At 61.7% G+C, this 14,302-nt stretch carries 9 protein-coding genes; 7 read left to right on the plus strand and 2 right to left on the minus strand.

Annotated features, from left to right (window positions below):
* Nucleotides 1-776 precede the first annotated feature (776 nt).
* From BQ17_RS11465 to BQ17_RS11475, 3 genes are all read left to right on the plus strand, one after another.
* Entirely contained in the window at nt 777-1,667 is an 891-nt protein-coding gene (locus tag BQ17_RS11465) for a toll/interleukin-1 receptor domain-containing protein (RefSeq protein WP_176722394.1), read from the plus strand.
* Complete coding sequence (locus BQ17_RS11470) at nt 1,657-2,931, plus strand: ABC transporter ATP-binding protein (RefSeq protein WP_089727185.1); 1,275 nt, start codon at nt 1,657-1,659, stop codon at nt 2,929-2,931. Before BQ17_RS11465 ends, BQ17_RS11470 begins: the two co-directional genes overlap by 11 nt.
* 141 nt (nt 2,932-3,072) lie before the next feature.
* Nucleotides 3,073-5,001 carry a hypothetical protein gene (locus BQ17_RS11475; RefSeq protein WP_089727187.1) on the plus strand — a complete coding sequence of 643 codons (1,929 nt, stop codon included), beginning with the start codon at nt 3,073-3,075 and terminating at the stop codon, nt 4,999-5,001.
* A 180-nt stretch (nt 5,002-5,181) separates the two neighbouring features.
* Here BQ17_RS11475 and recB read toward each other — a convergent pair whose 3' ends face one another.
* Entirely contained in the window at nt 5,182-8,817 is a 3,636-nt protein-coding gene (gene recB / locus BQ17_RS11480; protein WP_089727189.1) for an exodeoxyribonuclease V subunit beta, read from the minus strand.
* A gap of 387 nt (nt 8,818-9,204) precedes the next feature.
* On the opposite strand from recB, the gene BQ17_RS11485 reads away from it, so the two are divergent.
* Entirely contained in the window at nt 9,205-10,206 is a 1,002-nt protein-coding gene (locus tag BQ17_RS11485) for a hypothetical protein (RefSeq protein WP_218068237.1), read from the plus strand.
* A gap of 76 nt (nt 10,207-10,282) precedes the next feature.
* Here the strand turns inward: BQ17_RS11485 and BQ17_RS11490 are convergent, their stop codons facing one another.
* Entirely contained in the window at nt 10,283-10,708 is a 426-nt protein-coding gene (locus BQ17_RS11490) for a DUF4399 domain-containing protein (protein WP_089727193.1), read from the minus strand.
* Between the two features lie 461 nt (nt 10,709-11,169).
* Between BQ17_RS11490 and dnaX the strand changes: the two genes are divergently transcribed.
* Genes dnaX through recR form a run of 3 tightly spaced genes read left to right on the plus strand, consistent with a single transcriptional unit; the run spans nt 11,170 to nt 13,949 of the window.
* A complete protein-coding gene (dnaX, locus tag BQ17_RS11495) occupies nt 11,170-12,963 on the plus strand; it encodes a DNA polymerase III subunit gamma/tau (protein ID WP_089727195.1) in 1,794 nt (597 codons plus the stop codon).
* A gap of 53 nt (nt 12,964-13,016) precedes the next feature.
* Entirely contained in the window at nt 13,017-13,340 is a 324-nt protein-coding gene (locus BQ17_RS11500) for a YbaB/EbfC family nucleoid-associated protein (RefSeq protein ID WP_089727197.1), read from the plus strand.
* A gap of 3 nt (nt 13,341-13,343) precedes the next feature.
* Nucleotides 13,344-13,949, plus strand: a complete 606-nt coding sequence (gene recR / locus BQ17_RS11505; RefSeq protein WP_089727199.1) for a recombination mediator RecR — start codon at nt 13,344-13,346, stop codon at nt 13,947-13,949.
* The last annotated feature ends 353 nt before the right edge of the window (nt 13,950-14,302 follow it).

Raw genomic sequence — 14,302 nt, forward strand, 5'->3', positions numbered from 1 at the left:
AGACGCCTTGTGGGCCGCACCGGATAACGCCGGACCGCCGGCAGGTTCGGTTCCCGTGTATACGCAATGGTGGACACCAGCCTGATGCTCTCCGCGGCGCGGAGCAACCAGGTTCCCACGCAGCGCGTGGGAACGAGAAAAACCGCGTCGGGCGTCACCTTTTACGACACTCTCTCCAGCGTGGGAGCAAATCCCGACGCTCCGGCGTCGACTAAGCGGCCTAGCTAGGCTAACAGCCAACGCCTGTCAGCACAGAGGGGCTGAGTCCGCTGGAGCGGATAAGACGGCGTTCCCGAGCGCGAGATCAGCGGTCGTTCAAGCATCGGCGCCGATACCCACCGCACAACCCGACACTCCACTCTAGCGCCTGGCACACCCTTCAACAACCACTGGTTGCACGGTTGGTGGCCTGGTATCCACTAGTACAGCTGCGTACAAAAACCGGAAACAAGAACCACGAATGAGCACGAATGCTTCCGGACCGGCACAACAAGCTCCTCTCCCGCCGGGAGAGGGGTTGGGGAGAGGGGATCCAATGGTTGCGGGCAAGGTTTCCGTTAATTACGCGCAGGTGTGCTAGTTCTTGCGATGGCGATGCAAAACCGGCACCATTCCTTAATATCCCCTCCCGGAGTATCCTTTTGATCGGCGCTATGAACCCGAGGCAGGACAACCCGGAAATCCAATCCGGCCCATACGAGCCGTGCCTATGTCACCAGGCGCCCGTCGCGCGCAAGGGACCACCCGTACCCCGCCGCTAGGGTATCTCGCCGGCCGTGTCCCAATCCGTTTTCATCTCCTATAGCCGTCTCGATCGGGCCCAGTGCGCTGCGCTGCGCAAGAACCTCGAGGATTGCGGCATCCGAGTCCAAATCGACGAGATCAGCATCGAACCCGGATCGAGCCTGCGAGACAGCATCCGCCGGCTGATCGAAGCGTCCGACTGGACCATCTGCCTGGTCTCCGCGCACAGCCTCAGGTCATTCTGGGTCATCTGGGAGATACACAGGTTTGTCGAGACCTTGTCGACCGAGAGGTTCCTGCCGGCCTATCTGGACCAAAGCTTCTTGCAGGACCGGTTTGTCGGCGATGTGCAGCGGGAGGTGAGCGAGCGTCAACAGGCGCTCGCCTCCGAGATGCAGGCGCGTCTGGAGCAGAACCGGAGTGTGGATGATCTGGCGGCGATCCACGACCACCTCAATCGCCTGGCTAATGAGCTTCCTGCCGTGGTGCGCCGTCTGCGCGAGCTCTGCACCATCGACCTGACGCCGCGGAATTTCGAGGCCGGATTCGGGAAGTTTTACCGGCACATGACAGGAGAAGGGGTTCCGCTCAGCAGCATCACGACCCCGGACTCCCTCGAGAATGCGAGCTACGCCGAGCGCAGGCGTCGAATCGAGGACCATATCGCCACCAATGAGCTACAGGAGGCGGCGGCGGAGACCATGGACCTTCTGCGGCAGTTCTTCAGTAACGACAGGGATGCGGTGAATAAGGCGACGCATCTCAGCGGCCAGATCCGACAGCTTTCCGAGATCTACGAGCGGGAATCCAAAAAGCCTGGCCCGATGTCGTTCAAGTTTCTCAATGAGTACAACAAGCAGGTGTTCGATTATGCGGACGAGCTCCTGGGCCTGATCCCACCGGAGCTGTCCGATGCCGCATGATGCACGGATGACTCGCCAGATGATGAACGGCATCGCAACCGAAGCGACACGACTCCGCAAGGCGATCGAAACGGAATCGGTCGGCTTCCAGTCGCGGGTCCTGAGCTTCGTGCGCGACTACTCTGCGGATGCCGATCTCGAACGGGCGGCGATCATGGCCAACCTCAAGCTATCGACCCTCACCGGCGCCGCGCGCGATGCGGTCAAGCAGGAGCTGTACGACCTGATCGATCGGGTTCTAGCGGCCTATTCTCCGCAGGCAGTCCAAAAGCTGGCCGCCCGCCGTGAGTACACCGACCTGGATGAGACCAGTCGGTATTTGGACCGAAAGACAATCGCCTACCGGTGCTGTCGGCTGACCAGGAGCTTCGGCAAGTCCTTTACCCTAGGACCCATCGACCTGACGTTGCGACGCGGGGATATCGCCGGCGTCGTGGGTGAAAACGGCAACGGCAAGACGACCCTGTTTCGGCTCATCGCCGGCGAGCTCGCGGCGGACGGCGGCGAGCTGGAATATCCGGGTCTCGATGCATCTTCCACCGCCCGGATCGACTGGCCCGAGGTCAAATCCCGCATCGCCTATGTGCCCCAGGAGCTACCGCGCTGGCGGGGACATCTCAAGCAGATCCTGCAATACGAGGCGGCAATCCACGGGATCCGGGGCGCCGAGAACGACTACGAGGTGGACTTCATCGTGGAGCGGCTCGGCCTTGGCGCCCACCTGGGCAAACGCTGGCGTGAGCTCTCCGGCGGCTATAAATTCCGTTTCGCCCTGGCCCGGGCCCTGGTGTGGCGGCCCGAGCTCATGATCCTGGACGAGCCCCTGGCCAACCTGGACGTGAATGCCCAGCTCGCGGTACTGCGGGACATCAAGGCCATGGCGACCAATGTGTCGCACCCGATCGCCGTCTTCATCAGCTCCCAACACCTGCACGAGATCGAGGCCATCGCGGACCGGATCCTGTTTCTCCGCAAAGGGGAGGCGTCGTTCAACGACCGACGTGTCCGGCTCGGAGACGACCGGCAAAAGAATGTGTTCGAGCTGGCATGTGAGCTGCCGGTGCCGGCATTACAAGCCGCAATCGGCGGACGCCTCCCCCTCCCCGTCCCGATCACCCAAGACGGCCTGCACTACACACTGACGACCGAAACCGACGTCTCCGCCACCGACGTCCTCCAAATCTTGCTGGAGACCGGAGTCCGGATACAGTATTTTCGGGACATCAGCCGATCCACCAAGGGGTTGTTTCGGTCTCCGAACTGAGTAGGCGCGGAAGTGATAATAGTTTTACTGCACGATGATGAGTCCATCCAATCCCAGTGCGGGTAATGGTGTCTGTTGCATGATCCCGAACGTTGGCGACCTCCACGCCCGAACCTCCGCTCACCGATTCGGGCACGGCCAATGATCAACCCCCTGGAATGGTTCAGGATCCGCTTCCCCTATGTGTGGCGGCTCCAGCCCCATGTTGTGATCCCACTCGTACTCTTGATCAATAGGACGCTGCCGGCGTTTGGCTTGTTGCAGTGGAACGCCCCGGACCTGAAGGGCGTTGAGCAGTTACTGGAGATGCTGGACTCAGTCACGCAAACATCACGGTTCTTGATCGGCTTTATCCTTTTCCCATGGATAAGGAAACTGATCGCCTTCCCCCTGAACAACGCGGGTTGGCGTCGTATCCTGCTGACCCTGCTTTTCTACTGGGCGGTCATCGCTTATGCCTTTTTTTTAGGGCCAGAGCTCGCAATCGACCGCGGTCTTCGGGCGAGGCATAAGGACATTCCAGACGTACCTGCTGTACGGAAGGATCTGGACAGATTACGGGCACTCTGTGATGTTGTGCCAGGAAGCGAACCGAGTTCGGATCTGCTGGAGATCTTCACGCACCGGTATGGATCTGTCGACAGACCCGCCGCATTCCGACCACTTTATCTCATGAGGGATCCCGGCGAGGATCAGCTGAGGGGATACAAAACACGTGATAGGCAGGAATTCAGCGGTTATTACGATGAACCAGAGCTGCAGCGGTTGCTTGAGCTCTGTAAGCCCGAGCACTTCGATGATTTTTATGAGATCAGGGAATTTTCGGCGTTTTTATTTCAAATTGAGGGAAAAAGCATCAAGGAGGCCCTCCAAACCACCAGTGACCTAATCGGAGGATTGGCAGCCGTCGTGGAACTCGCCAACTACGTGAAGTCAGGGGAGGGACCCTTTAAGGAGTACACCTCTTACCCCTACCCTAGGTATATATACTTCGGCATTTGCTTGTTGGCAGCGGTCGGGTTGTTGTTGGTCACAGAGTGGATCGGACGCGGATCCCTCCGGCTAGGACTGTTTGCAAGGCGTTTGCGCGACAGGTTGTCACGTTTGGCCCTCAGCATGTCCGCCTTCCGAATGGCCTGTAGCAAACCTGTTGTTGTTTGGTTCCTGGGTCCCTTCACCTTGTTGTGCATTACATTCCTGATCACCTTCGCCCTCGACCAACTGCACTATGCTCCCATCTTCACGGCCGGCGACGGCGAGGCGAGAGACACGATCCAGAACCCTTTCACGGCTATTTCACTTTTGTATTACATACTGCTTTTTGGGCTGTTCGTTCTCTATAAGCCGATCAAAGGCGCGCGCTTCTCGAACTTTTGGAAGAATTATCTCTATACAACGCTTGCGGCCACTCATTTCTTTCTGTTTTGTGGTGCCGGTACGCTCGGAATATTGCTGGCACATGAAACCTGGAGCCATTTGCACGGATTTTCCAATCTTTCTGACCTCCAAATAGTCCGCAGAACGGTAGACTTCGATGATCCCAATTGGCTCGCTATTTTCGTTATTCTCATTCTGTTCGCAATCGGTCCGGTGATGGCTGCGACAACCCGAATGGCATACCTGACAGGCGGATTCCGCATGATGGCAAGCACATTCATGACCATTATTGTCGCCCCTATCGCGCTTTTCATATTCCTACTTCCTATAGAATCATTACTTTCGCAGTACGGAAAACATGCGCTTTGGTTGGGAGTAGGCGGCCTGGCCGCAGTGCTCCGTTGGTACCCTGTGCAACGTGTTTCGAAGCCTGCGGCTTATGGTATCTTTCTCGGTGTCCTGGCATCCGGTAGCTTAGCCTGCGGGATAGGTATCTTGGCATTGTACGGGTCCGAAATCACAGCCATCCTTGAAGCTTGGTCCTGGTACGGGAATCTTGGTGTTGGCCTGCATATCACCATTGCTATCTCAATTTTGATCCCAATTTTGTTAAGTCCTCTGTATCTTGTGATACTTCCCACCTTGAGCTTGGGCCTCAAGCGTGTAACCTGCGCCATGGCGACACCGAGATGAATGTAGGCTGGGCTGTGCCCACCAAAGGCTGTGCCCACCGCAAGAACTGAATACCACATGTTGCCACGGACCATCCGAAGATGTGGTTCACATGCCTTATTTAATCCGCAGATTACGCCGATTCCCGCAGATGAAGAACGGAATAATCTGCGAAAATCTGCGCAATCTGCGGATTTGAATCTACCCCGGCCCACCGGCGAACAGCCGGTCCAGCGCCGCGATCAAATCATAGGAAGGCCGGTCGTACCAAACGCCGTAACGCGGACCCGAGTGTGGGTGCATCCCCCGCAGGAACAGGTAGTAGACGCCGCCGAAATGGGTCCGGTAGTCATAGTCGGGTAGCCGCCAACCGAGAAACCGGTGCAAGGCCAAGGTGTAGATGAGGTATTGCAGATGGTAACGGTGGCGGCGGATGGCGATGCGCAGGCCATCCTGCCCGTAGGCCGTGAGCCGGTCCCCGAGCCGGTTGGATTTGTAGTCCAGGATATAGAAGCGTCCCCGGCGGCGAAACACCAGGTCGATAAAGCCGTGCATGAGCCCGCGCATGGGCTCGAAGCCCAGCCCTTGGGCGGCATCCGCATGGGCCTCGGAGACCGCCAAGGCGGCGTCCAGGGACTTCGGACTTAAGCCCGCGACGGGAAAATGGAATTCCAGTTCCGAGATCCGATCGGCGGCGGTGATATCACGCAGACGCAGGGATTCTGCCGGATCCAGCCAGGTATCCAGGACCTTGGTGACCAGCTCTTCCACCACGGGTGCCCAATCCCGGTCCGCGGCACGGCCCGCGCTCAGTCCACCATAGCGATGCAACAGGTCGCGGACGGCCTGGGTCAGGGTCTCGCCGGCGGCGTGTGGAAAGTCCAGGTCCTCGAACAGCTGATGCAGGAAATGGCCGGCATGGACGCCGGCGGGAAAGGCGAACACCGGATCGGCCGGGGTGCCCGGCTCGGTTTCCGGTACGGGGGGCCCGGCGGCGGCGTCGAAATCGGGGCGCTCGCTCTCGTCGCCCCGCACCAGGCCTGAATAGCTGGCGACCCGCCAGCCCCCGTCGATGGTCGCGTGGAATTTCTTAGGAGCCAGCTGTGCAGGGTCGATCCGGCCTCCGCGCCAAGGCCCGCCGGTGGGCAAGGGCAGTTCGCGGATCTCGATGGCATCCGGCGCCCGTGTGGCCAGGGCATCCAGATCCGCGCGGATCTCTGCTTCTGACAGGTGCGCTATCCGGCCGGTGGGAAGCTCGCTCTCCGGGTCCTGATGCAGTAGGTAGGCCAGGGCCGCATCCCGGATGCCGTTGACCTTGCCCCAACAGAGTACGCAGCGCTTGGCCGCCCGGGTCACCCCGACGTAGAACAGGCGCAGCTGTTCGGCGAGCCGTTCGGTCCGTTCCAGGCGGGCATGCGCGTCCCGGTCACTCGAGCCCAGATCCAGACAGGCCTGCTTGTTCTCCGGGGCATGAAAGAACACCGGCGCCTGTCCCTGGGACCCCTTGAAAGCGCTCCAGGGAAAGGGGATGAACACCAGGGGATACTCCAGGCCCTTGCTCTTGTGCAGGGTGACCACCTTGACCAACCCCTCGTCGCTCTCCAGGCGTAGCTGCTGGGCCGCGTCCCCTACCCGCGACCCGCGCCGATCGCTGAGCCAGCGCAGTAATCCGTCCAGGCCGGGATGCTCGCCGGCGGCCACTTGCAGCAACTCCAGCAGCTGCAGCAAGTTGGTCAAACGGCGCTCGCCGTCGGGACGGCGCAGCAACCGGGCGGGTATTTGCTCCGCCGTGAGCAATGCCTGTAATGCCGCCATGATCCCCTGTTGCCGCCAGCGTTCCCGGTAGGACTGGAAGCGGGCCAGCAGCTTCTCCCAAGCGAGCTCATCGTCGGCGAGTCGCGCCAACTCCGCCGCATTGCGTCCCAGCAGGCTCGTGGCCAGGGCGGCCCGCACGCGGCCTGGGTCGTGCGGCGCTGCCAAGGCCTGCAACAGGGTGGTCAGCTCTTCGGCGTCCTCGGTGGCGAACACACTGTCCTCGCTCAGGCTCACGCTGCTGATGCCGCGGGCGCGTAGGGCCTGCTGCACCAGGTCGCCCTCGCGGTGGGTACGCACCAGCAGGGCGATGTCGCTCGGCCTCAGGGCACTGTCGCCGATGGTCACCGCGCCGGCGTCCGCTTGGTTCAGCAGGTCGGCGATGTATCCGGCGCAGGCCTGGGCCGCCTCGCTGAGGGCTGCATCGTTGCGGATAAAGCCTGGTGGCCTGAGGGTCTGGTTTTCCTCATCGAGCCGGAGCATCCAAACCTGGAGGGGCACGGGTTCGACACCCTGGATTCGCAAGGGTTTCTCGTCCGCTTTGGGACCGGGCGCTACCGGCTCGAAACCGATGTAATCCTGGTAGATGAAGGGTTCTCGGGCGGAGGCGAACAGGCAGTTGACGGCCTCGATCAGCCGCGAGCCGGAACGCCGGTTGACGGTGAGGCCATAGCGATGTCCGGTACGGGCGCTGTCGTCGCGGGCCTGCATGTAGGTGAAGATGTCGGCGCCGCGAAAGGCGTAGATGGCCTGCTTGGGATCACCGATCAGGAACAGGCCGCAGTCGGGCTGCCTGCCGTAGAGGCGATGGAAGATGCGATACTGCTGGGGGTCCGTGTCCTGGAACTCGTCGATCAGGGCCACCGGATAGCGAGCGCGCACGCCGGCGGCCAGGGCCTCCGAGCCATCCCCCGCTAGGGCTTGGTCGAGGCGGCGCAGCAGGTCGTCGTAATAGAGCAGGCCCTCGTCCTCTTTGCGCCGCTCTAGATCAGCGCGAACGAACGCCCGCGCGGAGGTCAGAAACAGGGCCCTGGTGCCGGTATGGACCTGGACCGACAACTCCGATAGGCGGCCGCACAGGTCGAAAAAGGGGTGGGCCGGCGGGGGTTGACCCGCTTTGGTCCCACGCGCCAGTCCGGCCGGTGTCAGGCGCTCGCAGCCGGCGGGCAAGGATGCGGGAGGCTCGGTGGCCGCGGCCAGCGTCGCAGCGGTCCGAACGGCCTGGGCGACCACTTGCTTGGTGTAGGAGCGTCGATTGAGAGCGGGATTGGTCGCCAGGATGTCCGCCACTTGGTCGGAGGCAGCATGCCATTGCGTTTGCAGCTGCGCGAAGACCGCGTCCAGCTCCCGGCGCGCAGCCTCGATGCCTGCCGCGTCTACCGGCGGCAACAGCCGCAGATCCTCGAGGGCCAGGGTGGATTGCAGGTCCGCGAGCAGGTCTTGAGGAGTCTTCCAGTGCTCCCGCACCCGGCACGCGGTCCGGGGGTCCGCGCCCGCGACCTGCCGGCGCCAGAAGTCCGCGACGGCGGTGGTTCGCAGTCGGGTCTCGTCGGTGATGAACTCGGCATCGAAGGCCGCACCACTCTCGAAGGCGTGGTCCCCGAGGATGCGCAGACAGAAACCGTGGATGGTGTGGATCGCGGCCTCGTCCATGCGCGTCAGGGCATCGGTCAGCAAGGTGCGCGCCCGATCCCGATCCGGCAGCCCCGACAAGAGCTGGACGAGGATCGGATCCTGTTCATCTCCCCCTGCTCTATCTCCCCCCTCCCCTTCCTCCCCCCGCACCGCCACCCCGCCCCGGAACCAGTCCAGGGCCTGCACCAACCGCCTGCGGATACGATCACGCAGCTCCTCGGTAGCGGCCTCGGTGAAGGTGACCACCAAAATCCGATCCACCTCCAGGCCCAGCTCCAACAGCAACCGCAGATACAGGGTCGTGATGCTGTAGGTCTTACCGGTGCCGGCGCTGGCCTCGATCAGGGTCAGGCCCCGCAGGGGGATTCGTAAGGGGTCAAGTGCTATCATGTGCCCGAGCCCGGCGAAGAGCGGTTGCCACACGGCATGATCTAAGTTAAATGTATATTATAAGTCTTTATTTATGATCTTGTTTTCAACAGCCTCATCTAAGATCAAGGTCAGCGCACATAATGACTTGTCTTAACTTTCATTGAAATATGAGACAGTAGTTTCACCGTTATTTGTGGTGCAATCCTTTCAGGAGAAACAATGAAAGATCCCAGACAACCCCGTAACCATTCGGCCGCCCTTCTGAGCCCTGATCTCGAAGACGAGAAATCGAAGAATCATGGCCGTAGCGAGGCGAAATCCGGAGGGAGGGCCAAATGGTTACGACGATCCGGCCGTCCCGGCCACCCTTCGTTACAAACCCAGCTGTTGGAAGAATCCGAAGCGATGGCAAGATATGCCCTCACTTCAGGGCTCGTGGTTCCGGCGGATGCCGTGGAAAAGCTCGAATATGTTGCCGCCCGAGTGCGTAGGAAGGGATCGGATGGCGATTCATATGACTTAAGAACCAACGGAAGTACGGCTGGAGACGGCACCTATTCCAATGCCGGCGGGAACCGGTTCGTCAGGCTGCTGGCCACGATTCATGACCAGCTTGCCCGTATCGTGGCACCCGCCACCCCACGTACCATCCATCTCCTTGCGACGGAGTCCGCCAAAGGCGGTTTTTGGCATTTCCTGGGCCCGGTGCCGCTGGTGCGCCGGATGATGCTGGCGGCCATCATCTGTCTGTTCGCGATCGTCGGGTTCAGCCTGTCGGATCAGGTCAGTACGGAGAATATCAGCCAGGAGTGGTTAGTCCTCTCCGGTTACGCGTTGCTGCACAATCTGCTTTTTCTCATCGCCTCCGCGGGGCTCGGCGCCTCGTTCCAGGCCCTCTTCCAAGCCAATAGATATGTGGTGGCCGGTACCTTCGATCCGAAATACGAATCCTCTTATTGGATCAGATTCGTACTCGGGTTGATCGCCGGCCTGCTCCTCGCTGAACTCATTCCTCTGCCGACCGAGGGGGCAATAGGAGGACTCGGCAAACCCGCATTGGCCATGCTCGGTGGTTTTTCATCCGCGGTGATATACCGGGTCATCAATCAGCTGATAACCGCCGTTGAATCGCTTGTGCGAGGCGACACAAAGGACACCATCGCCAGCCGGGAACAGGCCTTGAAGGCATACGCCAACGAGGAAATCGGCCGCAATCGGCTCAAGCTCGCGGGAAATCTCATGAGCCTCCAGCAACAGCTTGGCGCCGGAGCCAGTCCGGAACAGTTGAGCCACAAGCTCGGTCAATTACTGGGCGAGCTGATGCCCCCGGGGGTAACCGTTCAGACCGGCCGGACGCCGGCCCCGAAAGCGCGTGCCGGCGAAGAAATCGGCCCGAGATCGGTATAATTCAGGATTGCTTTGCCGGCATCCTTGGAAAATCCCCGGGACGGAATTTTCCAAGGTCCGGTCCCCACGGATCACCTCACTTCACTTCAATGGTGATCTTCTTCGATAGCACGGCGGGCTCATGGGGGATGTGGTTCCCGTCACCCAACAGGAGCTGCAGGGTGTGCTTCCCAGGTGTCAGCTCGATCTCGGTCTCCGTCTGCCCCCCACCGAAATGCCTGTGGTGAGCGTCACTCGGCAGCGGTTGGTCCAAGGGCGGCAGCTTGTCTACGTCGATCAGCAGATGATGGTGGCCGGTGTGCTTTCTATCCGTTCCGGCCGGTGCCACACCCATGCCCGACAGTCCGAAACGAACGCGCACCGGGCTGGTGACGACCTCCCCGTCAACGGGCGAGATGATGTAGACTTGGGCGCCCTCCGGGGCCGGCGTCCCGGCCCAGATCAGAGTCGAGAATGCACACCAGACGGCTCCGACCAGGATGGAAACTCGTTTCGCTGACATGCTTAAAACACCTCTTGTTATTGGGTTGGGGCCGGTAGCTTAACACCAGGGCATCGGGTTAACACCTGGTAGGCGAATTTTGCCCATCCTACCCGGCCCGCGATAACAAAGCCCTTCTCCCTCTGCTTGGAGAGGCTGGTAGGCCGAAATCGAAATCGGGATTCCGATTGCGATCCCGATCCCGATTTCGGGTATGACGCATCCCAATCGACCTGACTACCCGGCTGATGCGGTTTGCTGAATGTCAACCGACCCTGGTCGATGCGATCGACATTTGAACCATGGAAACCCAATGGAAACCCAGAGGCCACGGAAAGCTGGCAACAGGAAGCCGGCGACTGGAAGCTGGCGACCGGAAGCCGGAAGCCACCCCGGATGAATGAATGCCAACGGCCCCCGGCATCGGTTAAACTCCTGCTACCCTGAACCGCCCGATCCGCGCGCGGCCTTGAGAATCCCGAATGTCCTACCAGGTGTTGGCACGTAAATGGCGCCCCAGGTCCTTTGCGGACATGGTGGGTCAGGAGCATGTGGTCAGGGCCCTGAGTAACGCCCTAGATCGGGACCAGCTCCACCATGCCTATCTGTTCACCGGCACCCGGGGGGTGGGCAAGACGACGCTGGCACGCATCTTGTCCAAGGCGCTGAATTGCGAGCAGGGCGTGAGTGCCCGGCCCTGCGGCCAGTGCAGCACCTGCCGGGAGATCGACGAGGGGCGGTTTGTCGATCTGTTGGAGGTGGATGCGGCGTCGCGGACCAAGGTCGATCAGACCCGGGAGCTGCTCGACAATGTCCCCTTCGCGCCGGTCAAGGGCCGGTTCAAGGTGTATCTCATCGACGAGGTGCACATGTTTTCGGCCCACAGCTTCAACGCCCTGTTGAAGACGCTGGAGGAACCGCCAACCCACGTGAAGTTTCTGCTCGCCACCACCGACCCGCAAAAGGTGCCGGCGACGGTGCTCTCACGCTGTCTTCAGTTTAACTTGAAGCGCCTGGTGCCGGAGCAGATCACCGATCAATTTGCACGCATCCTGGCGGCGGAGGGCATTGAGTTCGAGCCGCGGGCCCTGACCCTGTTGGCGCAGGCGGCGGACGGCAGCATGCGGGATGGCTTGAGCCTGCTCGACCAGGCCATCGCCTTCGGCGGCGGGCGGGTGACCGGGGACGAGGTGCGGACCATGCTGGGTACCGTGGGCCGGGAGCTGTGTTTGAACCTGCTCCAGGCCCTCGCCAAGCTGGACCGCCCCGGACTGCTGGACGAGGTGGCCCGCATCGCGGAGCTGACACCGGACTTCGCCGATGTGCTGCAGGAGCTGATCGGCCTGCTGCACCGCGTCGCCCTCTACCAGGAGGTACCGGCGACCCTCAGGGAGGACGATCCCGAGCGCGAACGCATCGCAGACCTGGCAGGGCAGCTGGCCCCGGAAGACATACAGCTCTTCTACCAGATCGCCCTCTTGGGGCAACGGGACCTATCCCTGGTCCCGGACCCGCGCACCGGGATCGAGATGGTCCTGTTGCGCATGCTCGCCTTCCGGCCCGATGCCGGGGATGAGACAAGAACGGAACAGCGGCCCAAGCGGCAACCGACCCGGTCGCCGGCCCCGCCGCGGGATGTCCCCGGAGAGTCGGTCACCCCGCGGGGAGAGCGGTCCGCCGGGCCGGGGGCGGCGCGGCAGTCGATCGGAGCCGGGGGCGCGGCGCGGGAGACCCAGGCCCCGGTCGCGCCACCGCCACCCGCCGCATCCGGCGAAGACTATCGGACCGTGGAACGCGCGGGGGATACTGCGCCACCGCGGGTAACGGAGGCGGGCGCGGAAACGACCCTATCCAAGCCCTATCTACAGGAGCCCACGAGCCCCGATAGCCTGCATAGCTCCGAGGACTGGCATCGCTTAGTCGCGGATTTGGGGCTCGGTGGCGTGGCGAGTCAGCTCGCGCACAACTGCGGGCTTGCCGGGTGGGATGGGCATCGGCTTGCCTTGACATTGGCCCCCGAATGCCAAAATCTGCGGGCGCCTTCGGCGGAGGAACGGCTGCAGGATGCACTGGCCGGGGTATTAGGTAAGGGGCTCAAGGTGGAGATCCGAATCTCCCGCCCGGAGCACGAGACGCCGGCCCAGCGTCAGGCCCACCGGCATACCCAGCGTCGGCTCCGGGCCGAGGCCCTGATGGAAGAGGACCCGGTGGCACGGTTCCTCCAGGACGAGTTCGATGCCCGCTGGGTGCCCGGCAGTATCGAGCCGACGCCATAGATTCGCCGCCGGGCCGAAGACCGGCGGCAACGAGCAGCAGGAGACAACCCAAGGTGAAAAGCGGACTAGGCAATATCCTCAAGCAGGCCCAGAAGATGCAGGAGGAACTGCAGAAGACCCAGGAGAAGCTGGCCCGGGAAGCGGTCACAGGCGAATCCGGTGGGGGCATGGTCAAGGTAACCATGAACGGCAAACATGAGGTCAAGCGGGTCGAGATCGACCCCTCGCTCATGGAAGACGACAAGGAGATGCTGGAGGACCTGGTAGCGGCAGCGGTCAACGCCGCGGTACAGCGAGTCGGCGAGAAGATGCAGGAGAACATGGCGGACCTGACCTCCGGGTTGCAACTGCCGCCGGGGATGAAGTTGCCCTTCTGAACCATGCCGGAACCTTCTCTGCTTAACCAACTCGTCGATGCCCTGCGTTGCCTGCCGGGCGTCGGTCCCAAGTCGGCGCAACGGATGGCGTTCCACCTCCTGGAACAGGACCGGGAAGGGGGGCGTCATTTGGCCTCCGTCCTGGAGGCGGCCATGGAGCGCATCAGGCGCTGCAAGCGTTGCCGTACCTTAAGTGAGCAGGAATTGTGCGGCCTGTGCGCCAAACCTAACCGGGATGACTCCCTGCTGTGCGTGATCGAGCATCCTTCCGAGATCGTCGCCATCGAGCAGGCCACGGATTTTCGCGGACGCTATTTCGTGCTCGGCGGCAGGCTCTCACCCCTCGACGGCATCGGACCGGAAGCCTTAGGTCTGGACCTGCTCGAAACCCAGCTGCAGGAACGGAAGATCGAAGAGCTGATCCTGGCCATCAGCCCGACGGTGGAGGGTAGCGCCACATCGCACTTCATCGCCGCTATGGCGGCGCGCTATCAGGTGCGGACGACCCGCATCGCCCACGGGGTTCCCCTGGGTGGAGAGCTGGAATATGTAGACGGCGGCACCCTGGCCCATGCCTTTGCCGGTCGTCAAGGGGTAGAGCAATCCTGAATTGTTTGCGCTGTTCAGGGAAAACGCAACACGACGCCACACGCCAGGATCCGTTTTAACCAAACAGCCCGCGTAGGTCGGGTAAGGCGCGCCTGTGGTGGCCGCGTCGGCTGCGGTAATTGACGCGCCGTCACCCGACGCAAGATGGCGGACTACGCCATGTCGGGTGGCGGCCAGGCTCCCTCCTGCGTCGGGACGGGGCCTGGCCTGACCCGACCTGCGCGGGCTACCGATAACATTGAGCCGGCAGGATCCCACGAAAAATTTGTCCGCAAATCGGTAGTGGTTAATATCTAAGTTGTAACATGACCAACGGCACTGGCCGCTATACCCCCTCTCCCTCCGGGAGAGGG

This window comes from Candidatus Thiosymbion oneisti (assembly GCF_900092655.1).
In the GTDB taxonomy this organism is placed as follows: domain Bacteria; phylum Pseudomonadota; class Gammaproteobacteria; order Chromatiales; family Chromatiaceae; genus Thiosymbion; species Thiosymbion oneisti.